Origin of the sequence: Pseudomonas marginalis (assembly GCF_900105325.1) — a bacterium.
GTDB lineage: Bacteria > Pseudomonadota > Gammaproteobacteria > Pseudomonadales > Pseudomonadaceae > Aquipseudomonas > Aquipseudomonas marginalis.
On the sequence record NZ_FNSU01000004.1, the window covers coordinates 132449 to 154154 of the forward strand.

Here is a 21706-nt window from a genome sequence, read left to right on the forward strand (position 1 = left end):
AAACCGGCGTTCTTATGCGTGATATTAATACTTTCCTTCCTTTTTGGGAGGGCTTTTCTGTCGTCACGATCAAGCCCGATGGTGACGCTCTAAAGATCGATCTGATTCCCCACGCCACCCGATTCCCTTCCTGCGGCGGCTGCCAAAAACCTTGTTCAACCACTCATGAGTATTGCGAGCGAACCGTTCGTGATCTGCCCATTCTCGGTCGCGCGGTGTGCCTCAGCATTTTGCTCAGGCGTGTTGGCTGCCGCGACTGTGGAAAACGCATGGAGGCCGTCAGTTGGCTGGATCGCTATGCCCGCATGACGCGCCGCTTGGCCGAGGCGGTCATTCAGGCCTGCGAGCGCCTTCCCACCCTGCACGTGGCCCAGATGTTTGGACTGCATTGGGACACTGTTCGGTTGCTGGAGCGTCGAGCCTTGCAGGCGGTGTTGAGTGAGTTGCCGAAGGCGCAACCACGACGCCTGATCATGGACGAGTTCGCGTTATTCAAAGGTCATCGTTACGCCAGCGTTGTGCTGGATGCCGATACACGACGAGTGCTGTGGATCGGTGAAGGCCGTAGCCGAGCGGCAGTCAGGCCGTTCTTCGAGGAACTGGGGCCGGAGGGCTGCGCTCGAATCGAAGCGGTGGCGATGGACATGAATACTGCTTTTGATCTGGAGGTTCGCCAGCATTGCCCGAAAGCGCGAGTGGTCTACGACCTTTTCCATGTGGTGGCCAAATATGGCCGAGAGGTGATTGATCGGGTCCGCGTCGACGAAGCTAATCGGCTGCGTCATAACAAGCCGGCTCGCAAGGTCATCAAGCAGGCACGATGGCTGTTGCTGCGTAACCCACAGAACCTGAAAACGCCGGAACAACAGGTCCATTTGCAGGATTTATTGGAGGCCAACCAATCGCTGATGACAGTTTATTTGATGAAGGCTGAACTCAAAACGCTCTGGACACCGAGCACTGCCTGGACCTGGAGATCGGCCTGGAAGCAATGGCTGCGCCATGCATATGAAAGCGAAATACCGGCTCTGATCCAGTTTGCCAAACGGCTAAAGGGTTATTGGCGGGGCATCGTCAGTCGGGTTCGCTGGCCGATGCACACCGGTCAGTTGGAAGGAATAAACAATCGAATAAAGGTCATCAAACGGATGGCGTACGGTTACCGGGATAGCGAATTCTTCTTCATGAAGATCAAGAGCGTCTTTCCCGGTAATCCGTGATGAACCTTTTTTTTTGCCTGGAATTCAAGCCACACCGCCAAATCCCAATGTGGAATGTGGAATGTGGAATGTGGAATGTGGAATGTGGGAGGGGGCTTGCTCCCGATGGCGGAGTGTCAGTTGGCCTATTTGTCAGCTGACCCACCGCCATCGGGAGCAAGCCCCTCCCACATTTGAACCTCATGCAGGTTTGAGTTTTTGGTTATTAATAAATAGCTTCTTATTCCTTAACGAATATAACCCTCGTCCCTATACTGTCCTACAACGTTAAACGCTGCAGGAGGGCACACCCATGCACAGCGAGTCGATTCGTTATCTGATCGTGCCGGGCTGGCAAGGATCGCCAGAAGATCATTGGCAAAGTCACTGGCAGAACAGCCTGCCCAACAGCGCACGGGTGGAGCAGGCCGATTGGCTGACGCCGCGCCGCGAGGACTGGGTGGCTGCGCTGGCCGAGGCGATTGCCGCCGACAGCACCCCGGTAATTCTGATCGCCCATAGCCTGGGCTGCATCACCGTGGCCCATTGGGCTGCCACCGCACCCGTGCAGTTCCTGCGGCAGGTGCGCGGGGCCTTGCTGGTGGCTCCGGCGGATGTTGAACGGCCAGCCTGCTCGCCGGCCTTGCGCAACTTTGCGCCGATCCCGACCGACCTGCTGCCGTTTTCCAGCCAGGTGGTCAGTTCCGATAACGACAGCGCCGTCAGCGCCCCCCGGGCCCTGGAGCTGGCGCGTAATTGGGGCGCCGAAGCCGGCATCCTGTCGGGGGCCGGACATATCAATGTGAAGTCCGGTCACCAGCGCTGGGAGCAGGGGTTCGCCTACCTGTATCGCCTGCAAAGCCGCCTCGAGCATCACGCCCGGCGCACAGCCTGATATTTTTTCAACGCCCCGTCCCTGAGTGGATTTGGGGCGGGAGCCTGCCATGAGTCTGCATGAAACCTTCGGTCAGCCGCTGCTGACCTTCCCCGACGCCGAAAAAAGCCCGCTGAGCATCCGCGCCAAGGCGCTGGTGTTTGTCGACCCACGCTCGCGCAAGCTGCGCGAAGACCTGGAAAACCTGGCCCCGCGCGCCTTGCCTGTATTGATTCGAGGCGAGACCGGCAGCGGTAAAGAATTGCTGGCGCGGCATATTCACCGGGGCAGCGACCGCTCCGGTTTGTTTGTATCGGTCAATTGCGGCGCCATCAGCCCAACCTACGCCGACGCCGAACTGTTCGGCTACGCCGCAGGCGCCCACAGTGGCGCGGCCAGCAGCCGGGCCGGGTGGTTTGGCTCGGCGAATGGCGGCACTTTGTATCTGGATGAGATCGGCGACTTGCCGCTGCCGATCCAGGTGAAACTGCTGGCGGCCCTGGAAAACCATGAAGTCACCCGCGTGGGCGCTCACCAGCCGAGCCCGGTGGACGTGCGCCTGGTGGCCGCCACCAGCATCGACCTGGCCCAGGCCGTGGCCGCCGGCAAGTTTCATGAGCGGCTGTTCCATTACCTGAGCGAAGGCCAGCTGGATCTGCCGGCATTGCGTGAGCGGGTGGGCGATATCCTGTCGTTGGCCGAGTACTTCCTCGGTATCTACAGCCAGCGCCTGGACCTGCCGGTGCCGTTGATCAGCGACGCCGCCCAGCGCGTACTGGAACACCACAGCTGGCCGGGTAATACCCGCGAGCTGGAGAACGTCATCCACTTCGCCTTGCTGGTGAGCAGCGGCGACGAAATTCTGCCCGAACACCTGAACCTGCCGGTGGCGGGGTCGCCCTTGGAGCAAGTGCAGCGCATCTTCGCCAATGCCAGCCTGGCTGAGCGGGAAACCTTGCGCAGCTTTTTACAGGAACAAGCCGCTACATGAGTAAAATGGAATATCAACGTGAATAAAAGATATTGTTCGGGAATAAAAAATCTAGGTATTGTCCATTCCACGCCGCGATAGCACTTCGCTGGCACACCACATAAAAAACGGTCGTCAGAGACGCCCCGGAATTTCGATAAGGACACTGCATGAAAAAGGTTCTGTTGTTTACCGCATTGGCGGCTGCCCTGACTGCAAGCTTCGCCCAGGCCAACGAGAAACTGGTGGTGGCCGCCACCCCGATCCCGCACGCCGAGATCCTTGAACTGGTCAAGCCAACCCTCGCCAAAGAAGGCGTGGATCTGGAAATCAAAGTCTTCACCGACTACGTACAGCCAAACGTACAGGTTGCCGAGAAGCGCCTGGACGCCAACTACTTCCAGACCCTGCCGTACCTGGAAAACTTCAACAAGGGCAAGGGCACCAACCTGGTCACCGTGGTTGGCGTGCACGTTGAACCCTTCGGCGGTTACTCGAAAAAGATCAAGAATATTTCCGAGCTCAAGGATGGCGCCACCGTGGCCATCCCGAACGAAGGCTCCAACAGCGGCCGCGCCCTGTTGCTGCTGCAGAAAGCCGGTGTGATCACCCTGAAAGACCCGACCAACGCCCTGGCCACGCCGAAAGACATTGCCAGCAACCCGAAGAACCTGAAGTTCAAGGAGCTGGAATCGGCCCTGCTGCCACGGGTGCTGGACCAGGTTGACCTGGACTTGATCAACACCAACTACGCCCTGGAAGCTGGCTTGAACCCGGCCAAGGACGCGCTGATCATCGAAGATGCCAAGTCGCCGTACGTGAACTTCCTGGTGGCGCGCCCGGACAACAAGGACAGCGACGCTATCCAGAAACTGTCCAAGGCCCTGACCAGCCCGGAAGTCAAAGCCTTCATCGAGAAGAAGTACAACGGCGCAGTCGTGCCCGCGTTCTGATGTAAGCCAAAACCCCCTTCAAGGTTTCAACGCCGGCGGCTACTACAGCGTCGGCGTTTTTTATGCCTGGAATTTGGAATGCAATAAAAATGTGGGAAGGGGCTTGCCAGTCAGAAGGCTTTTTGTAGGAGCGAGCTTGCTCGCGAAAAACTCACAGGCGCCGCGTTCATTCAGGAAGCACGCGTTATCGTTGACGTTTTTCGCGAGCAAGCTCGCTCCTACAGGAGGCGATGTACGCTTAACTGACTGGCATTAGGGCAACCCCCCTCCCACATTGGGTCTACGGTGTTTTAGAGATCCCGGCTATTGATCGCCCTGCGCAACGCCACCAACCATTTCACCAGCTCCTGCGGATCAATCGGTTTCGCTTTGTTCATTGTTCATTCCCTCGAAACACAGACCCCCCAACCATAGCCGTCACCTGGAAAACCCGCGAATCCGTCGGTTATCTTTTTGGGTGATATCAATATGCTATTTCGGTATTTAAATTTTACTTTTTATACCTTTAAAGTTCGCGCTACCCGGCGTTACCCACGCCGGATCGGACGACGCTCGCCGCATTACCCCTGCGGTGTCATGGACTCACAATGACCTTCGATTTCGCTTTTATCCTCAGCACCCTGCCGGCGTTTCTGAAAGCCGTGGGCGTCACGCTGCAAGTGGGCCTGATCGCCATTGCCACCTCGTTGCTGGTGGCGCTGATCAACGCCGCACTGCTGGTGTTTCGCACGCCGTACCTGTCGCGCCTGGTGGCGCTCTATGTGGAACTGGCGCGCAATACACCGCTGCTGATCCAGCTGTTCTTCGTGTACTTCGCCTTGCCGGCGCTGGGTTTGAATATCTCCGGGTTCTGGGCGGCGATCATCACCATGACGTTCCTCGGCGGTGCCTACCTCACCGAAGTACTGCGCGCCGGTGTGGAAGCGGTGCCGCTGGCGCAGATCGAGTCGGGCAAGTCCATCGGCCTGTCGGACTGGCAACTGCTGCGTCATGTGATCCTGCCCCAGGCCGGCATCCTCAGCCTGCCGGCGTTGTTCGCCAACTTCATCTTCCTGCTCAAGGAGACCACCGTGGTCTCTGCCGTGGCGGTGCCGGAGATTCTCTACACCACCAAGAGCTACATCGCCCTCTACTACAAAACCTACGAAATGCTCGCCGTGCTGACGCTGATTTGCGTGCTGCTGTTCTTGCCGCTGTCGTTGCTGCTCAGCCGCCTGGAAAGGAGGCTCCAGCATGGCCAGTTCGGGTCTTGAGTTGTTGTGGGTGTCGTTGCCGCAACTGGGCAAGGGCGCAGCGCAGACCCTGTCGATTTCGTTGTTGAGCATCGCCTTCAGTACGGTCGGCGGCGTGTTGTATGGCGTGCTGCGCACCTTGAACAACAGGCTGGTCAACGCGGTGCTGCGGGTTTACCTGGAGCTGTTCCGGGCGATTCCGGTGCTGGTGTGGTTGTACCTGCTGTTCTTTGGCCTGCCGATCTTCTTTGGCCTGAGCATCCCCAGCTTCTGGTGCGCGGTGCTGGTGTTGTCGCTGTGGGGCGCCAGCGAAGTGGGCGAAGTGGTACGCGGCGCGTTGCATTCGCTGCCCCGCGGCCAGCGCGAAGCCGGCCTGTCGATTGGCTTGTCCGACCCGCAGTTGTACGGCTACGTGTTGCTGCCCCAGGCCCTCAAGCGCATGACGCCGCCGACCATCAACGTCTACACGCGCATCATCAAGACCAGTTCCCTGGCGGTGCTGATCGGTGTGGTGGACGTGATCAAGGTCGGCCAGCAAATCATCGAGCGCACCTATGAGTCGGTGTTGATCTACGGCGCGCTGTTCCTGTTTTTCTTCTTTATCTGCTACCCGTTGTCGGCCGCCTCCAAGGTGCTGGAACGGCGCTGGGCCCAAGCATGAGCGCATTGATCGAGTTCCAGGGTTTCAACAAATTCTTCGGCGACCAGCAGGTGCTCAAGGGCATCGACCTGAGTGTGCAAAGCGGCGAAGTGGTGGTGATCCTCGGCCCCAGCGGCTGCGGCAAAAGCACCTTGCTGCGCTGCCTCAACGGCCTGGAAGTGGCCCATAGCGGCAGCCTGCGGTTTGCCGGCAAGGAGTTGTTGGATAAAACCACCGACTGGCGCCAGGTGCGCCAGGACGTAGGCATGGTGTTCCAGAGCTACCACCTGTTCCCGCACATGAGTGTGCTCGACAACATCCTGCTCGGCCCGCTGAAAGTGCAAAAGCGCGAGCCGCGCGAAGCCCGCGAGCAGGCCGAGAAACTGCTGGCGCGCGTCGGCCTGGCGGACAAGCGCGACGCCTTCCCGCGCCAGCTCTCCGGCGGCCAGCAGCAACGCATCGCCATCGTCCGCTCGCTGTGCATGAACCCTCAGGTCATGCTGTTTGACGAAGTCACCGCCGCCCTCGACCCGGAGATGGTCAAGGAAGTGCTGGAGGTGATCCAGGGCCTGGCCCGCGATGGCATGACCCTGCTGATCGTCACCCACGAAATGGCCTTCGCCCGCGCCGTCGCCGACCGCGTGGTGTTTATGGAGGCCGGTCGCATCCTCGAACACAACACCCCCGAAGAATTCTTTACGAACCCGCAAACCGCACGCGCGCAGCAGTTCCTGGAGAAATTCTCCTTTGTCTCAACACTGCCCAAGAAAACCCAGGAACTGGAGCTGCTATGAAAAAGTTACTGCTGCCACTGTTGGCTGTCGCCCTACTGGCCGGCTGCGATAAAAAGGCCGAAGAGCCTGCTAAACCTGCTGCCGCCGTGAGCTACCTCGACAAGATCAAGGCGCGGGACAAGCTGATCGTCGGCGTATTCACCGACAAGCCACCGTTTGGCTTTGTCAACGAAGCCGGGCGCTACGTCGGCTTCGATACCGACATCGGTCGTCAATTCGCCAAGGACCTGTTGGGCGATGAGAACAAGGTCGAATTCGTCGCCGTCGAGCCGGCCAGCCGTATTCCGTTCCTGCAAAGCGACAAGGTCGACCTGATCCTCGCCAACATGACCGTGACCCCCGAGCGCAAGGAGGCGGTGGACTTCACCAACCCCAACCTGAAAGTCGCGGTGCAGGCGTTGGTGCCCCAGGACAGCGCGGTGAAAAGCCTGGATGACCTGGCCACCCGCACCACCATCGTTACCACCGGCACCACTGCCGATATCTGGCTGACCAAGAACCACCCGGACTGGAAACTGCTGAAGTTCGAGAAAAACTCCGAGTCGCTGCAAGCGCTGTCGGCCGGGCGTGGCGATGCCTATGCGCAAGACAACCTGGTGCTGTTCAGCTGGGCCAAGCAGAACCCGGGCTACCGCGTACTGGAGGAGAAACTCGGTGACGAAGCGCCGATTGCCCCGGCGGTGAAGAAGGGCAATATCGAACTGCGCGACTGGGTGAATGCCGAGTTGGCGAAGCTGGGTGAGGAGAAATTCCTGCTCAAGCTGTATGACCAATATGTGCGCAAGGAGCTGAGCGATGACACCAAGCCTGAGAGTGTGATTGTCGAAGGCGGGAAGTGGCAGGGCTGATTCCTAGCTGATCGTTCCCACTCCGTGGGAACGATCGTCAATAATCCAGGCCCCTGTTCAATGGGTGATGTGGAATTTTTCGGAGTCGCCCATCTCGCCATTTCCCTGGCCGATTCGGATCATGTAGTGGATTTGCCGCTGGCCTATGTTCTTCAGCAATGCATCCCTGGGAATGAATGCCTGAATCTCCCGCGGCGGCTGATTGTTGAACTCTTTGTCCACCACGACTTCGCCATCGATGTAAATCTGCAGGCGATCATTGCTTGTGCCTATGTCGGTAGGCTGAATGACGGCGGTTGCTCCCTCGGGGGGCACATCCCTCAAGGACAGTAACCAGTAGTCTGAGGGGGGAGTCGGTGGTTTGGCCTCATTGATTTGCAGGGACGGAAGTTTTTTTGTCTTTTGGCTGCTCATTGGGTCTACCTCAGTACGGGTAAGTGAGGTGCTTGCACGGCAGCGCGTGGGAATGTCCGCGCAGCAAGACGGGAGCCAATATTTACGAGGGTTGGCGGCGGCCGTCTACTGTTAGAACTCACAGGTCTGGCCGGCCTGCGAAGCCTCGGGGTGCGGGAGCCCCATGCAGATAAGGAACCCTGAACTAAGCTCACAGTCGCATACACACTGGCACATCGCATCGCGCACAAGGAGTCTGCATGGGCGGTCGTATTTCCATCTGTATCGTCGGTCTGGGTTTAGTGGTGTTGCTGAGCGCGTGTGGCCAGGAAAAAGCTGAGCCCAAGGCCCATTCGCGGGTCTTTGTTCAAACCGTACAACCCGCCGATTTCGCCGCGGCCGTCACGCTGACCGGAGATATCCAGGCCCGCGTGCAAACCGATTTGTCCTTCCGCGTCGGCGGCAAGATCATCCAGCGCATGGTGGATGTAGGCGATCGCGTCAAAGCCAGACAGGTGCTGGCCAGGCTCGATCCCAAGGATTTGCAGACCAACGTCGATTCCGCCCAGGCCCAGGTCGTGGCCGAGCAGGCGCGGGTCAAGCAAACCGCCGCTGCGTTTGTGCGCCAGGAAAAGCTCCTGCCCAAGGGCTATACCAGCCGCAGCGAATACGATTCCGCCCAGGCCGCGCTGCGCAGCAGCCAAAGTGCCCTGGCCGCCGCGCAGGCGCAGTTGGCCAACGCCCGTGAACAACTCGGCTATACCGCGCTGATCGCGGATGCGCCGGGGGTGATCACCGCGCGCCAGGCCGAAGTCGGTCAGGTGGTGCAGGCCACCGTGCCGATTTTCAGCCTGGCCAGCGATGGCGAGCGCGACGCGGTGTTCAACGTCTATGAGTCACTGCTGGTTGAGCCGCCGCCGGATGCGCCGATCACCGTCAGCCTGCTGGATAACCCGAGCATCAAGGCCGTGGGTAAAGTGCGTGAAGTCACGCCTGCCGTGGCCGCCAATACCGGCACGGTGCAAGTGAAGATCGCCCTGCAATCGTTACCCGAAGGCATGCGGCTTGGTTCGGTGGTCAGCGCCACCGCCAATGGCCCGGCCAAGGCGAGTATCGAGCTGCCGTGGTCGGCGTTGACCAAAGACCTCAGCGAGCCCGCCGTATGGCTGGTGGACGGCGAGGGCAAGGCGCAACTGCACAAGGTCACGGTGGCGCGTTACCTCACAGGCAAAGTGATTGTTGGCGACGGCCTCAAGGGCGGCGAAAAAGTCGTGGTGGCCGGTGGGCAATTGCTGCACCCCGGCATGCTGGTCGAGATCGCCCAGCCAGGAGCCCAGCCATGAAGCGCCTGACGGTTGTACTTGCCGCCAGCCTGTTGCTGATGGCCTGTTCAAAGGAAGAACCGGCGCCCGAGCCCTTGCGCCCGGTGCTGTCCATGGAAGTGAAGTCCGAGGACCAGGAAACCCTCGGCCGTTTCGCCGGCGCCATCCAGGCGCGCTATGAAAGCAATCTGGGCTTCCGCGTCCCCGGTCGCATCGCCCGGCGTGCCGTGGATGTGGGCGCCGAAGTGGACAAGGGCGCCTTGCTCGCGGTGCTCGACCCTACCGACCAACAGAACCAGTTGCGCGCCGCCCAAGGCGATTTGGCGCGGGTGCAGGCGCAGTTCATCAACGCCCAGGCCAATGCCCGCCGCCAGCAGGAGCTGTTCAACCGTGGCGTCGGCGCCCAGGCCCAACTGGACGTGGCCCAGACCGACCTGAAAACCACCCAGGCCTCCCTCGACCAGGCCCAGGCTTCGGTCAACCAGGCCAGGGACCAGCTCAACTACGCCGAGCTGCGCACCGACCACGCCGGCATCGTCACCGCCTGGAATGCCGAGGCCGGCCAGGTGGTCAGCGCCGGTCAGCAAGTGGTGACCCTGGCGCGCCCGGACATCAAGGAGGCGGTGATCGACCTGCCCGCCGGCCTCGCCGAGCGCCTGCCAGCGGATGTGGTATTCCTCGTCGCCGGCCAACTCGACCCCAGCGTCCACACCACCGCCACCGTGCGCGAGATCGAACCCCAGGCCCAAAGCGCCACGCGCACCCGTCGCGCGCGCCTGACCCTGGCCGAAACGCCGCCCGCGTTCCGCCTTGGCACGGCGATCAGCGTGACCTTGAGTTCGGCCGTCGCCCCACGCATCGAGTTGCCCCTGAGCGCCTTGCAGGAAGTCGACGGCAAGACCCGCATCTGGATCCTCGATACCCAAAGCCAGACCGTGCAACCGCGCGACATCACGGTGCTGAGTCGTGATGCTGACAGCGCCTTGCTCAACGGCGGCGTCAAACCCGGCGAGCGTATCGTTACCGCCGGCGTGAACAGCCTGAAGCCCGGGCAGAAAGTCAAAATCGACGAGGACAGCCCGCGATGAAAGGCAGCTTCAACTTATCCGACTGGGCCCTCAAGCATCAGTCCTTTGTCTGGTACCTGATGTTCGTCGCGCTGCTGATGGGCGTGTTCTCGTACATGAACCTGGGCCGTGAAGAGGACCCCTCGTTCACCATCAAGACCATGGTCATCCAGACCCGCTGGCCGGGCGCGACCCAGGAAGAAACCCTCAAGCAGGTCACCGACCGCATCGAGAAGAAGCTCGAGGAACTCGACGCCCTCGACTACGTGAAAAGCTACACCAGGCCGGGTGAATCCACGGTGTTCGTGTTCCTCAAGGACACCACCAGCGCCAAGGCCATCCCGGAGATCTGGTACCAGGTCCGCAAGAAGATCGACGACATTCGCGGCACCTTCCCCCAGGGCTTGCAGGGGCCGTCGTTCAACGACGAATTCGGTGATGTGTTCGGCTCGGTGTATGCCTTTACCGGCGACGGCCTGTCGATGCGCCAGTTGCGCGACTACGTGGAGCAGGTGCGCGCCGAGATCCGTTCGGTACCGGGGCTGGGCAAGGTCGAGATGATCGGCCAGCAGGACGAAGTGATTTACCTGAACTTCTCCACGCGCAAACTGGCGGCCCTGGGCATCGACCAGCGCCAGGTGGTGCAAAGCCTGCAATCGCAGAACGCGGTGACCCCCGCCGGCGTGATCGAGGCCGGTCCGGAGCGCATCTCGGTGCGTACCTCGGGGCAGTTCGCCTCGGAGAAAGACCTGGCCAACGTCAACCTGCGCCTCAATGACCGCTTCTATCGCCTGGCGGATATCGCCGAGATCAGCCGTGGCTACGTCGACCCGGCGCGGCCGATGTTCCGCTTCAACGGCAAGCCGGCGATTGGCCTGGCCATCGCCATGCAGAAGGGCGGCAATATCCAGTCGTTCGGTAAGGCGCTGCACACGCGGATGGACGAGCTGACCGCCGACCTGCCGGTGGGCGTCGGTGTGCATAAGGTCTCCGACCAGGCCGAAGTGGTGGAAGAGGCCGTCGGCGGCTTTACCAGCGCGCTGTTCGAAGCGGTGATTATCGTGCTGGTGGTGAGCTTTATCAGCCTGGGCATGCGCGCCGGGCTGGTGGTGGCGTGCTCGATTCCATTGGTGCTGGCGCTGGTATTCGTGTTCATGGAATACAGCGGCATCACCATGCAGCGTGTGTCGCTGGGGGCGTTGATCATCGCCCTCGGCCTGTTGGTGGACGATGCGATGATCACCGTGGAGATGATGATCACGCGCCTGGAAAAAGGCGAAACCAAGGAGCAGGCGGCGACCTACGCCTACAGTTCCACGGCATTTCCGATGCTCACCGGTACGTTGGTGACCGTCGCCGGCTTCGTGCCGATTGGCCTCAACGCCAGTTCGGCAGGCGAGTACACCTTTACCCTGTTCGCGGTGATTGCCGTAGCGATGCTGGTGTCGTGGGTGGTGGCGGTGCTGTTTGCGCCGGTGATCGGCGTGCATATCCTCAGTGCCAAGGTGAAACCCCACGACGCCGAGCCGGGGCGCATCGGCCGCGCGTTCAATGGCGGCATGCTGTGGGCCATGCGCAACCGTTGGTGGGCGATCGGCATCACCGTGGGCCTGTTCGTGGCGTCGGTGTTCTCCATGCAGTTTGTGCAGAACCAGTTCTTCCCGTCGTCGGACCGCCCGGAAATCCTCGTCGACCTCAACCTGCCGCAAAACGCCTCGATCAACGAGACACGCAAGGCCGTCGACCGCCTCGAAGCGATCATCAAGGACGACCCGGACATTGCACGCTGGAGCACTTATATCGGCCAGGGCGCGATCCGTTTCTACCTGCCCCTCGACCAGCAACTGGAAAACCCCTACTACGCGCAACTGGTGATCGTCAGCAAAGGCCTGGAAGAGCGCGGTGCCCTGATTGCGCGCCTGCAAAAGCGCCTGCGCGACGACTTCGTAGGCATCGGCAGTTTCGTGCAGCCGCTGGAAATGGGCCCGCCGGTGGGGCGTCCGATCCAGTACCGCGTGTCTGGCAAAGACACCGACCAGGTGCGCAAACACGCCATCGAACTGGCGACCCTGCTGGATAAAAACACCCACCTGGGCGAGATCATCTACGACTGGAACGAGCCGGGCAAAGTGCTGCGCATCGACATTGCCCAGGACAAGGCGCGCCAGCTCGGGCTGTCCTCCGAAGACGTGGCGCAACTGATGAACAGCGTGGTCAGTGGTGCTTCGGTAACCCAGGTGCACGACGATATCTACCTGATCAGCGTGGTCGGCCGTGCCGAAGACGCCGAACGTGGCACGCCGGAAACCTTGCAGAACCTGCAGATCGTCACCCCCAACGGCACCTCGATTCCGCTGCTGGCCTTCGCCACTGTGCGGTATGAGCTGGAGCAGCCGCTGGTGTGGCGTCGCGACCGCAAGCCGACCATCACCATCAAGGCCTCGGTGCGCGATGAGATGCAGCCGACCGATTTGGTCAAGCAGCTGAAACCCGATATCGACAAATTCAGCGCCGGCCTGCCGGTGGGCTACAAGGTTGCGACGGGCGGCACCGTGGAAGAAAGCGGCAAGGCCCAGGGCCCGATTGCCAGCGTGGTGCCGTTGATGCTGTTCCTGATGGCGACGTTCCTGATGATCCAGCTGCACAGCGTGCAGAAGATGTTCCTGGTGGCCAGTGTCGCGCCGCTGGGGCTGATCGGCGTGGTGCTGGCGCTGATCCCCACGGGCACGCCCATGGGCTTTGTGGCGATCCTCGGCATCCTGGCGCTGATCGGCATCATCATCCGCAACTCGGTGATCCTGGTGACGCAGATCCACGAATATGAAGTGGCCGGCTACACGCCGTGGGACGCGGTAGTGGAAGCCACCGAGCATCGGCGCCGGCCGATCCTGCTCACGGCGGCTGCGGCGAGCCTGGGCATGATCCCGATTGCCCGCGAAGTGTTCTGGGGGCCGATGGCCTACGCGATGATTGGCGGGATCATCATCGCTACCTTGCTGACGCTGCTGTTTTTGCCGGCGCTGTATGTGGCCTGGTACAAGATCCGCGAACCAAAGCAGGAACAACACGGTTAAAAATGTGGGAGGGAGCTAGTCGAATCGTCGCACCGCCCCTCCCACAATTGATCTCAGCTGGGCATTTGAGACGTGGGAAATTTCCGGAAGTGACGCCTGTTGCCCTGGCCAACCGTTGAGTGCTTTACCCTTCGACCTCCACCTCTCAACGGTCGCCTGCCATGAACCGTCTGCGTCTTACCTCGCTGATCTGCTGCTTGTTCCTATCGCCCCTGGCCTTTGCCGGCACCGTATTGGAAAACCCGTTGTGGCGAGTCGAACTCGATCCGGCCACCCTCGCCATCCGTGTGACACCCAGTGGCCAGCCGCAGGTGCAGGCCTCCAACGGTGTAGCGGCGCGTGCTGTCAGTCAACTTGCACAAAACGCGCAACAGGCCAGTTGGCAATGGGATGACGGTGCCTATCGCGTGACTGCCAGCCTTGAGCAGCGCGACCTGGTGCTGTCGATCACGGCGCGGGAAGCCGGTGAGCTGCCGATTCTTCTGCAACCGCCGAGCGCCATGGGCCGAGGGTTGATGTGGCCGTTGGCCGAAGGGCATTACGTGCCGGCCGGCAATGCCATGTGGAACGCTTTCCTGGTGGCGCAGGGTGACATCAACACCACCCAGGACCTCAGCCTGCCGCTGTGGGGCGTCGATCACGGCGCCTTCACCCTCAACTGGCTGCTGACCAATCCCTATAACAACCGCCTGCGCTGGCGGGGCCAGGCGTTGTCGCTGGCCCATGAGTTCACCTCGCTCGGGCCTGCCGCCCCCATGACCCTGCTGTTGCACCTGGGCGAAAGCGATCCGCTGGCCGGGGCCAAGCGCTATCGCCGATGGCTGGTCGAGCAGGGGCGCTATGAACCCCTGGCAGACAAGCTGCGGCAAACCCCTGGGGCTGAAAAGCTGCTGGGCGCCAGCCATGTCTACCTGTGGGGCAATGACCTGCTGGCGCCGGAGGATGTGCGTGATTGGCCGTTGTTGCTCCAGCGCTTGCGCGCTCATGAACTCAGAGGCCTGTTGGACAAGGACTCCGCAGCGCTGCTGGCGCAGCCCCGCGCCTTGAATCGCTACGAGCAAAGCGTGCTGTTACGCGGCCTCAATGCCGCGATCAATAGGAAGGCCCGGCAGAGTTGGCAGGTGGACGAGCCCGATATGAGCCGTCTTGCCGTGCGCTACGGCGAGTTGCGTCGCGAATTGGCCGTGGACTTTGCCGGTGCCCTGCGCGATAGCCCCGGCACCTGGGGCAGCCAGGTGGTACAGACGCTGCGCGACGCCGGGCTGCCACGCTTGATGCTGACCCTGGGCGAAGGCTGGGAAGGCGGCCTCTGGCACCCCGAGACCATCCGCGCCGGTGTCGACGCCGGCTACCTGATGGCGCCCTACGACTCCTACCAAACCGCGTTGTCCGCCACCGAAAACCCCGACTGGACCACCGCCCACCTGGGCAGCCAGGCTTACCGCGACTGCGCCATCGTGTTGAAGGACGGCACACCCAAGACCGGCTTCCAGCAGTCCGGCCACTACACCGACCCGCGCTGTGTGCGACCTCTGTTGGAGGCGCGGGTGAAAGCCGTGCAGGCCGTTGCCGGCTTCAACGCCTGGTTTCTTGATGCGTACGCCACCAGCATGCTGTTCGACAGTTACCGCGACAGTGCACCGATGACCCAGGCGCAAAACGCCGAAGGCAATATCGAGGCAGCCCGTTGGCTGAACACCACGCTGCAATTGCCGACCGGCTCCGAAGACGGTAACGCCATCACCGCCCAGGGCATCCTGTTCGCCCATGGCATGCAAACCCCGGTGCTGGGCTGGGGGGATCGCGACATGACCCAGGACAAACAGTCGCCCTACTACGTGGGCAACTGGTACCCGCCGGAGCAACCAGCGGTGTTCTTCAAGTCGGTGCCGCTGAACGAGCCGTTTCGCACCCTCTACTTCGACCCGACGCTGCGCCTGCCGCTGTATCAGGCGGTGTTCCATGGCTCGGTGATCACCACCCATCACTGGCTGTTCGACAGCCTCAAGCTGAGCAATGTACGGGCTGAAAATGAGCTGACCCAACTGCTCTACAACGTGCCGCCGCTGTATCACCTGAGTGCTGCGACGCTCAAGGCGCGGCTGCCGCTGATCCAGCGCCAGGATCGATTTTTCCGACCGTTGCATGAGCGCCTGGCCACCCAGGCGATGACCGGGTTTCGCTGGCTGACGGCGGATCGGCAGGTGCAGGAAACCACGTTTGCCGATGGCACGCGGTTGGTGGCGAATTTTTCCACTGGGTCGAGAGAGGGGTTTGCGGCGAGGAGTGTGACAGCGGTGGTGGATGGGACATCGGTGGTGTATCAGGTGCAGTAGTGGTGTGTATCAGTCCGTCATCGGGAGCAAGCCCCCTCCCACAGGGGAATGCATTCCAAATGTGGGAGTGGGCTTGCCCAGACTTAAACCTTGCGCCAAACGCTGGCCAACCAAGGCTGCTGATCCCGAGGCAATCCCGCCGGCCGGTAGTAGTGCTCCAACTCTTCAAACCCCGCCGTCGTCAGCAATGCCTGCCACGCCTTCAAGTCGTGATAAGAACCATACCGCGGCCCATTCCAGCCTTCCTGGTTCTCACCCCGTGGATTGGAGCTGAACAGCACACCGCCGGGCTTCAACGCCCCATGCAGTTGCTTGAGCACACGGGGCAGTTCCTGCTTGGGGATATGAAACAGCACTGCATTGGCAAAGATCCCGTCAAAGCGTTCGGCGGGTAAATCCAGCTTGAGGAAGTCCTGCTGCAACACCTCACAGCCGCTGTCTTCGCGCGCCATCTGCGCAAACCGCTCGGAACCATCCAGGCCGACGGCGATATGCCCCAGGCGCGTAAAGGTCTGCAAATCCCGCCCCGGCCCGCAGCCGAAATCCAGCACGGTAAAGGGCGCCGAGCCCTGGATATGGCGCAGCAGCGCGTCGATGTTCTGGCTCACATCGTGATCGCGGGTGCCTTCACGGAAATCCTCGGCCACCTTGTTGTAGTGGCCGAGGGTGGTGGACGTGATCTGGTCGAGGTCGTCGGGCTTGAGGGGCATGGTGATGAATACCGGGCGCTGAGATGGCCCGACTATACCTCACCTCTTGTTCAGCACTCGCGCCAGGCGATCGCCGCCGAGTTGAATCACCGCCACCAGGATCACCAGCAGCACAATCACCGTGAGCATGATCTGCGTATCAAAGCGCTGGTAGCCATAGCGATAGGCAATGTCGCCCAAGCCACCGGCCCCGATCGCCCCGGCCATGGCCGACGAGTTGATCATGGTCACCAGGGTGATGGTGAACCCGCCGACAATCCCTGGCAGCGCTTCGGGCAGCAGCACATGCCAGATGATGTGCCAGCGTCGGCAACCCATGGCCTGGGCAGCTTCGATCAGGCCGTGGTCGACCTCGCGCAGACTCACTTCGGCGATCCGCGCAAAAAAAGGCGTGGCGGCGATGGTCAGCGGGACGACCGCCGCCCACACCCCATAGGTGGTGCCGACGATCAGCCGCGTGAACGGGATCAGCGCCACCATCAGGATCAGGAACGGAATCGAGCGGAACAGATTGACGAACGCCCCCAGCACCCGATTCAGCGCCGGCGCCTGGTAGATGCCGCCTTTGTCGCTGGTCACCAGAAACACCGCCAGCGGAATGCCCACCAGCAAGGCGATCAACGATGACACGCCGACCATCAACAAGGTGTCGATGGCGCCTTGCACCAAACGATCAAACCACATAGCCCAGCACCTCCACCTGTTGTGCCCAGTTCGCAGCGCGGTTGCGCAGTTCTTCGGTGCCATGGGGCGAGCCATTCACCGCCAGCAGCAGTTGCCCCAAGGCATGCCCCTGAATCCGCTCGACACCGCCCTGCAGCAGACGCACCCGCCCGCCGAGGGCGCTGAACAGCGCGGCCAGGTCCGGTTCATCGCTGGCACTGCCGGTGAACTGCAAGCGCAGCACCACGGCGGCGTCCGGTGATTCAGGCTGGGTGTGCAAACGGCTTTGCAGTTCTTCCGGCAGCCCATGTTGCAGCGGCGCCAGCAGGGTCTGGCTGACCTCGTGCTGCGGGTTGCCGAACACTTGCCACACCGTGCCTTGCTCGACGATGCGCCCGTGTTCCAGCACCACCACGCGGTCGCAGATGTCGCGGATCACCGCCATCTCATGGGTGATCAAGACGATGGTCAGGCCCAGGCGTTGGTTGATCTCGCGCAACAGGCCGAGGATCGATTGGGTGGTCTCCGGGTCGAGGGCCGAGGTGGCTTCGTCGCACAGCAGGATCTGTGGGTCGTGCACCAGCGAACGGGCGATGCCCACGCGCTGTTTCTGCCCGCCGGACAGCTGCGCCGGGTAGGCCTTGTGCTTGTCCTGCAAGCCGACCAATTCCAGCAGCTCACGCACCTTTTGCTCACGCTGGGGCTTGGGCACGCCGGCGACTTTCAGCGGCAACTCGACGTTCTGCCACACGGTCTTGGCCGACATCAGGTTGAAGTGCTGGAAGATCATGCCGATACGCCGACGCAGCGCCACCAGGTGGTCTTCGTCGAAGTCGCCGATGTCCACCTGATCGATCAGCACGCGCCCGCTGCTGGGTTGTTCCAGGCGGTTGATGGTGCGGATCAGCGAGGATTTGCCGGCGCCGCTGCGGCCGATAATACCGAACACTTCACCGTGCTGGATCGCCAGGTCGATGCCTTGCAAGGCATGCACGCCGCCGTCGTAGGTCTTGCCCAGGTTGATAAAGCGCACGTGCGCGCGGTTCAGGTCCGGATGCAGTTCTGTCTGTTCGGCGTCCCTGGGCGGTGAGCCCAGGTCGCGCAGTCGAGCGTGGGCGGCGGTCATTTTTTATCTTCCCAACCGACTTGGTAGAGCTTGCCGAGGGATTTATCCAGGGCGGCACGCACCACCGGCGAGTGCTGGTAGATGTCGACGAACTTGATCACGCGCGGGTCGGTTTTGCTTTTTGGCTGGATCACGAACTGGATCACGTATTCCGGGTGGTCGAGGCCGTCGAACAGCAGCGCCGACTCGGCATCGAAGGTCTTGGACAGGCGGATGTAGGCCGGGTAGCCCTGCACCAGGTCGGCATCGTCATAGGCGCGCACCAGTTGCACGGCCTCGACTTGCAGGATCTTGATGTTTTTCGGGTTGGTGACGATGTCTTCTTCGGTAGCCTTGTAGCCCACGCCCGGCTTGAGGGTGATCAAGCCGGCCTTGGCCAGCAGTTGCAGGCCGCGACCGCTGTTGATCGGGTCGTTGGCAATCGCCACGCTGGCGCCCTGGGGCAGGTCGTTGATGCTTTTGTACTTTTTCGAGTACAGGCCGACGTTGTTGATGATGCCCGGCGCGTACGGCACCAGGTCAAAACCGGCGGCGGCCTTGGCGTTTTCCAGGAACGGGATGTGCTGGAAGTAGTTCACGTCAATATCGCCGGCGGCCAGGCTGACATTGGGGGCGATCCAGTCGGTGAACTCCACCAGCTCGACCTTCAAGCCTTGCTTGCCGGCTTCGGCGACGGCGGCTTCCAGGGGAATCGCGAAGGCGGCGGTAGTGCCGATTTTCAACGGTGCATCGGCGGCGAATACGGCCGAGCTGAACAACCCGAAGGCCAGGGCCAGTGCTTTGACTGGGTGGGAGAGCAGTGTTTTTTTCATGGTCGATTTCCAGTCATAAGGTATTTGTACAAACAGTGGAGATCCACTGTGGGAGGGGGCTTGCTCCCGATAGCGGAGTGTCAGCAAACCAATCCGGTGACTGATACACCGCTATCGGGAGCAAGCCCCCTCCCACATTTTTCAATCAGTGGCGGTAGGTCGAGCCGGTGTGTTGTTCGGGTAGACGGGCGCTGCCTTGGAAGACTTTTTCTCTTAACGTTCCTTGCTCATAGGCGGTCTTGTACGACCCCCGCCTCTGCAACTCCGGCACCACCAGGTCGATAAAATCCACATAGCTTTCCGGCGTGACAATGCGCGTGAGGTTGAAGCCATCCAGCCCGGTTTCGCTGATCCAGGATTCCAGCTCGTCAGCGACCTGTCCGGGGGAGCCGACCAGGGTGATATAGCGCCCGCCGAGGGCATGCTGTTCGAGCAGCTTGCGTCGGGTCCAGTCGTTGTTCTGCAGGTTCTTGGTGGCCGACTGGATCGCGTTGCTCTTTACGTACTGGATCGGCTCGTCCAGTTCGTATTGGGCAAAATCAATCGCGGTGGAGGCCGAGAAATGCGCGACGCCGGCCTCCGCGCTGGCATAGCTCAGGTACTCGGCATGCTTGGCCCAGGCCAGTTCTTCGGTGGCGCCGACGATCACGTTCAGCCCCATGAACACCTTGATGTCATCCGGATTGCGCCCGGCCTCGACCGCGCTGGCGCGCACCTTGTCCACCTGCACCTTGGTCGCGGCCTTGTTCTGCCCGCTGATGAATACGCACTCGGCATGGCGCCCGGCGAACAACAGGCCACGGTCTGAACTGCCGGCCTGGAACAGCACCGGCGTACGCTGCGGCGACGGTTCGCACAGGTGATAACCCTCGACCTGGTAGAACTCGCCATGGTGCTCGACCTTGTGCACCTTGCCTGGCTGCGCGTAGACCCGCGCCTGCGGATCGTTGAGCACCGCGTCGTCTTCCCAGCTGCCTTCCCAGAGTTTGTAGAGCACTTCCAGGTATTCATCGGCCTGGTCGTAGCGCCGGTCATGCTCGACCTGTTCGGTGAGGCCCATGGCCTTGGCGGCACTGTCGAGGTAGCCGGTGACGATGTTCCAGCCGACCCGGCCACGGCTCAGGTGGTCGAGCGTGGACATGCGCCGGGCGAACAGGTACGGCGGCTCATAGGTGAGGTTGGCGGTGAGGCCGAAGCCGAGGTTGCGGGTCACGGCGGCCATCGCCGAAACCAGCAGCAGCGGGTCATTGACCGGCAGCTGGATCGACTCCTTGAGCGGCACATCGATGGAGTTCTGGTACACGTCATACACGCCGACGATATCGGCGATGAACAAACCGTCGAACAGCCCGCGCTCCAGGGTTTGCGCGAGGTCGGTCCAGTACTCGATGCTTTTGTACTGGGTGGACGTGTCCCGTGGATGGGTCCACATACCGTGGTTGATATGCCCGATGCAGTTCATGTTGAAGGCATTGAGCAGGATCTTTTTCTTTGCCATCAAATGGTCCCCCGCAGTGGCGGGTTTTCAGCGTTGAGGTAGTAATTGCCCACAGCGTGGTACTTCCAGCGCACCGGGTCGTGCAGGGTGTGCACGCGGGCGTTGCGCCAGTGGCGGTCGAGGCCGTGCTCGGCCAGGGTGGCCTGGCTGCCGGCCAGCTCGAACAGGGTGCTGCCGGCGGCCAGGGAAATCTCGGTGCTCAAGGCGCGGACTTCAGCGACGGCGATGGACGCCGCCGCCACGGTCTCTGCATTGCTGTCGGCCTGGGCGCGGTCGAGGTATTCACCCGAACGCTCCAGCAAGGCTTCAGCGGCGTGCAGGCGAATGCTCAGGTGGCCGAAGCTCTTCAGGGTCAGTGGGTCTTCGGTGGCCTTGTCGTTGCCGGAGTCAATCCACGGGCGGGTCTTGGTGCGCACAAAGTGCAGCGCATCTTCAAAGGCGGCGTGGGCGATGCCGGTGTCGATGGCGGCGTGAAGAATCTGCGCCAGCGGGCCGACCGTGGTCGGGCGTTCGAAAGCGCTCTGGAACGGGATCACGTCGTGGGCGGCGACCCACACGTTATCGAACACCACCGAGCCGCTGCCGGTGGTGCGCTGGCCGAAGCCGCTCCAGTCGTCAATGACCGTCAAGCCTTCGCTGTCACGGGGCACGAAGGCCAGTTGCTGGATGCCGTGTTCATCCACCACCGAGGTAGGAATGCGCTGGGCATAGATCGCACCGGTGGCGTAGAACTTGCGGCCGGTGATACGGAAGCCGTCGCCGTCGCGGGTGATGGACGTAACACGGTCGTGGGCGGTCCTGGTGCCCAGTTCCGCCAGGGCGTTGCCGAAACGCTGGCCGGCGAGTACTTCGGCGTACAGGCGTTGTTGCTGTTCAGGGCTGCCATTCACGCGCAGCACTTCGAGGGCGTAGAAATGGTTTTGCGGAATCTGGCCCAGGGAGGCATCCGCCTGGGCGATCAGGGCAATGACCTTGGCCAGGGTGACGGTGGACACGCCGGCGCCGCCAAATGCCTTGGGCACACTGATGCCCCACAGGCCGGAGCGCGAGAACACGTCCAGTTCGGGCAGCGGCAGGCGGCGTTCGCGGTCGCGCTGGGCGCTGTCGCGGCGCAAGTCTTCGGCCAGGTCGCTGGCGACAATAAGGGCTTGTTCGTCGCTGGTGATAACCGCGACACGGTGAGAAAAGGTCATGA

The 21706-nt window shown here is 61.6% G+C and carries 19 protein-coding genes; 12 read left to right on the forward strand and 7 right to left on the reverse strand.

The genetic code is table 11. From position 1 onward, the window contains the following. Positions 1 to 14: 14 nt before the first annotated feature. The 8 genes from BLW22_RS31230 to BLW22_RS31265 all read left to right on the forward strand — a co-directional run bounded on the left by BLW22_RS31230 (position 15) and on the right by BLW22_RS31265 (position 7510). Positions 15 to 1220: an ISL3 family transposase gene (locus tag BLW22_RS31230; RefSeq protein ID WP_083381310.1), complete on the forward strand. Its 1206-nt coding sequence runs from the start codon at positions 15 to 17 to the stop codon at positions 1218 to 1220. Between the two features lie 292 nt (positions 1221 to 1512). After that, on the forward strand, positions 1513 to 2094 hold the full coding sequence (locus BLW22_RS31235; RefSeq protein ID WP_074848373.1) for an alpha/beta hydrolase: 582 nt from the start codon (positions 1513 to 1515) through the stop codon (positions 2092 to 2094). A gap of 49 nt (positions 2095 to 2143) precedes the next feature. Next, positions 2144 to 3064, forward strand: a complete 921-nt coding sequence (locus BLW22_RS31240) for a sigma 54-interacting transcriptional regulator (RefSeq protein WP_065925842.1) — start codon at positions 2144 to 2146, stop codon at positions 3062 to 3064. 149 nt (positions 3065 to 3213) lie between these two features. Next, positions 3214 to 3996, forward strand: coding sequence for a MetQ/NlpA family ABC transporter substrate-binding protein (locus BLW22_RS31245; RefSeq protein WP_027607851.1), 783 nt, complete (start codon positions 3214 to 3216; stop codon positions 3994 to 3996). A 587-nt stretch (positions 3997 to 4583) separates the two neighbouring features. Continuing rightward, complete coding sequence (locus tag BLW22_RS31250; protein WP_057725386.1) at positions 4584 to 5249, forward strand: amino acid ABC transporter permease; 666 nt, start codon at positions 4584 to 4586, stop codon at positions 5247 to 5249. Beyond that, on the forward strand, positions 5230 to 5889 hold the full coding sequence (locus BLW22_RS31255; RefSeq protein WP_027607849.1) for an amino acid ABC transporter permease: 660 nt from the start codon (positions 5230 to 5232) through the stop codon (positions 5887 to 5889). Before BLW22_RS31250 ends, BLW22_RS31255 begins: the two co-directional genes overlap by 20 nt. Beyond that, positions 5886 to 6662, forward strand: a complete 777-nt coding sequence (locus BLW22_RS31260) for an amino acid ABC transporter ATP-binding protein (protein WP_065925840.1) — start codon at positions 5886 to 5888, stop codon at positions 6660 to 6662. Before BLW22_RS31255 ends, BLW22_RS31260 begins: the two co-directional genes overlap by 4 nt. After that, positions 6659 to 7510 carry a transporter substrate-binding domain-containing protein gene (locus BLW22_RS31265; protein ID WP_065925839.1) on the forward strand — a complete coding sequence of 284 codons (852 nt, stop codon included), beginning with the start codon at positions 6659 to 6661 and terminating at the stop codon, positions 7508 to 7510. Before BLW22_RS31260 ends, BLW22_RS31265 begins: the two co-directional genes overlap by 4 nt. A gap of 57 nt (positions 7511 to 7567) precedes the next feature. On the opposite strand, the gene BLW22_RS31270 is transcribed toward BLW22_RS31265, so the two are convergent. Continuing rightward, positions 7568 to 7924, reverse strand: a complete 357-nt coding sequence (locus BLW22_RS31270) for a hypothetical protein (RefSeq protein WP_065925838.1) — start codon at positions 7922 to 7924, stop codon at positions 7568 to 7570. Between the two features lie 239 nt (positions 7925 to 8163). On the opposite strand from BLW22_RS31270, the gene BLW22_RS31275 reads away from it, so the two are divergent. The 4 genes from BLW22_RS31275 to BLW22_RS31290 all read left to right on the forward strand — a co-directional run bounded on the left by BLW22_RS31275 (position 8164) and on the right by BLW22_RS31290 (position 15702). Beyond that, on the forward strand, positions 8164 to 9246 hold the full coding sequence (locus tag BLW22_RS31275) for an efflux RND transporter periplasmic adaptor subunit (RefSeq protein WP_065948527.1): 1083 nt from the start codon (positions 8164 to 8166) through the stop codon (positions 9244 to 9246). Continuing rightward, positions 9243 to 10313: an efflux RND transporter periplasmic adaptor subunit gene (locus tag BLW22_RS31280; protein ID WP_074848375.1), complete on the forward strand. Its 1071-nt coding sequence runs from the start codon at positions 9243 to 9245 to the stop codon at positions 10311 to 10313. The genes BLW22_RS31275 and BLW22_RS31280 overlap by 4 nt, the downstream gene beginning before the upstream one ends. Further along, positions 10310 to 13366, forward strand: a complete 3057-nt coding sequence (locus BLW22_RS31285; RefSeq protein ID WP_074848377.1) for an efflux RND transporter permease subunit — start codon at positions 10310 to 10312, stop codon at positions 13364 to 13366. The genes BLW22_RS31280 and BLW22_RS31285 overlap by 4 nt, the downstream gene beginning before the upstream one ends. A gap of 161 nt (positions 13367 to 13527) precedes the next feature. Further along, positions 13528 to 15702: a glycoside hydrolase gene (locus tag BLW22_RS31290; protein WP_074848379.1), complete on the forward strand. Its 2175-nt coding sequence runs from the start codon at positions 13528 to 13530 to the stop codon at positions 15700 to 15702. 83 nt (positions 15703 to 15785) lie between these two features. Here the strand turns inward: BLW22_RS31290 and BLW22_RS31295 are convergent, their stop codons facing one another. The 6 genes from BLW22_RS31295 to BLW22_RS31320 form a co-directional block, all read right to left on the reverse strand. Beyond that, positions 15786 to 16412: a class I SAM-dependent methyltransferase gene (locus BLW22_RS31295; RefSeq protein ID WP_065925833.1), complete on the reverse strand. Its 627-nt coding sequence runs from the start codon at positions 16410 to 16412 to the stop codon at positions 15786 to 15788. Positions 16413 to 16451: 39 nt separating this feature from the next. After that, positions 16452 to 17096 (reverse strand): methionine ABC transporter permease, encoded by a 645-nt coding sequence (locus BLW22_RS31300; RefSeq protein ID WP_016974994.1) that lies wholly within the window; start codon positions 17094 to 17096, stop codon positions 16452 to 16454. Beyond that, entirely contained in the window at positions 17086 to 18201 is a 1116-nt protein-coding gene (locus BLW22_RS31305) for a methionine ABC transporter ATP-binding protein (protein ID WP_065925832.1), read from the reverse strand. Before BLW22_RS31305 ends, BLW22_RS31300 begins: the two co-directional genes overlap by 11 nt. After that, positions 18198 to 19013 (reverse strand): MetQ/NlpA family ABC transporter substrate-binding protein, encoded by an 816-nt coding sequence (locus tag BLW22_RS31310; protein WP_065925831.1) that lies wholly within the window; start codon positions 19011 to 19013, stop codon positions 18198 to 18200. The genes BLW22_RS31305 and BLW22_RS31310 overlap by 4 nt, the downstream gene beginning before the upstream one ends. Before the next feature lie 145 nt (positions 19014 to 19158). Beyond that, the gene (locus tag BLW22_RS31315) at positions 19159 to 20511 is read right to left on the reverse strand and encodes an LLM class flavin-dependent oxidoreductase (protein ID WP_065925830.1); all 1353 of its coding nucleotides are present in this window, start codon (positions 20509 to 20511) and stop codon (positions 19159 to 19161) included. Further along, entirely contained in the window at positions 20511 to 21704 is a 1194-nt protein-coding gene (locus BLW22_RS31320) for an SfnB family sulfur acquisition oxidoreductase (RefSeq protein ID WP_074848381.1), read from the reverse strand. The genes BLW22_RS31315 and BLW22_RS31320 overlap by 1 nt, the downstream gene beginning before the upstream one ends. Between the last annotated feature and the right edge of the window lie 2 nt (positions 21705 to 21706).

Coding starts and splice junctions, on each gene's coding strand:
- BLW22_RS31275 (WP_065948527.1), top strand. CDS start 8,164: ATGGGCGGTCGTATTTCCATCTGTATCGTCGGTCTGGGTTTAGTGGTG.
- BLW22_RS31280 (WP_074848375.1), top strand. CDS start 9,243: ATGAAGCGCCTGACGGTTGTACTTGCCGCCAGCCTGTTGCTGATGGCC.
- BLW22_RS31320 (WP_074848381.1), bottom strand. CDS start 21,704: ATGACCTTTTCTCACCGTGTCGCGGTTATCACCAGCGACGAACAAGCC.
- BLW22_RS31290 (WP_074848379.1), top strand. CDS start 13,528: ATGAACCGTCTGCGTCTTACCTCGCTGATCTGCTGCTTGTTCCTATCG.
- BLW22_RS31285 (WP_074848377.1), top strand. CDS start 10,310: ATGAAAGGCAGCTTCAACTTATCCGACTGGGCCCTCAAGCATCAGTCC.
- BLW22_RS31295 (WP_065925833.1), bottom strand. CDS start 16,412: ATGCCCCTCAAGCCCGACGACCTCGACCAGATCACGTCCACCACCCTC.
- BLW22_RS31265 (WP_065925839.1), top strand. CDS start 6,659: ATGAAAAAGTTACTGCTGCCACTGTTGGCTGTCGCCCTACTGGCCGGC.
- BLW22_RS31240 (WP_065925842.1), top strand. CDS start 2,144: ATGAGTCTGCATGAAACCTTCGGTCAGCCGCTGCTGACCTTCCCCGAC.
- BLW22_RS31235 (WP_074848373.1), top strand. CDS start 1,513: ATGCACAGCGAGTCGATTCGTTATCTGATCGTGCCGGGCTGGCAAGGA.
- BLW22_RS31260 (WP_065925840.1), top strand. CDS start 5,886: ATGAGCGCATTGATCGAGTTCCAGGGTTTCAACAAATTCTTCGGCGAC.
- BLW22_RS31255 (WP_027607849.1), top strand. CDS start 5,230: ATGGCCAGTTCGGGTCTTGAGTTGTTGTGGGTGTCGTTGCCGCAACTG.
- BLW22_RS31300 (WP_016974994.1), bottom strand. CDS start 17,096: ATGTGGTTTGATCGTTTGGTGCAAGGCGCCATCGACACCTTGTTGATG.
- BLW22_RS31270 (WP_065925838.1), bottom strand. CDS start 7,924: ATGAGCAGCCAAAAGACAAAAAAACTTCCGTCCCTGCAAATCAATGAG.
- BLW22_RS31230 (WP_083381310.1), top strand. CDS start 15: ATGCGTGATATTAATACTTTCCTTCCTTTTTGGGAGGGCTTTTCTGTC.
- BLW22_RS31310 (WP_065925831.1), bottom strand. CDS start 19,013: ATGAAAAAAACACTGCTCTCCCACCCAGTCAAAGCACTGGCCCTGGCC.
- BLW22_RS31315 (WP_065925830.1), bottom strand. CDS start 20,511: ATGGCAAAGAAAAAGATCCTGCTCAATGCCTTCAACATGAACTGCATC.
- BLW22_RS31250 (WP_057725386.1), top strand. CDS start 4,584: ATGACCTTCGATTTCGCTTTTATCCTCAGCACCCTGCCGGCGTTTCTG.
- BLW22_RS31245 (WP_027607851.1), top strand. CDS start 3,214: ATGAAAAAGGTTCTGTTGTTTACCGCATTGGCGGCTGCCCTGACTGCA.
- BLW22_RS31305 (WP_065925832.1), bottom strand. CDS start 18,201: ATGACCGCCGCCCACGCTCGACTGCGCGACCTGGGCTCACCGCCCAGG.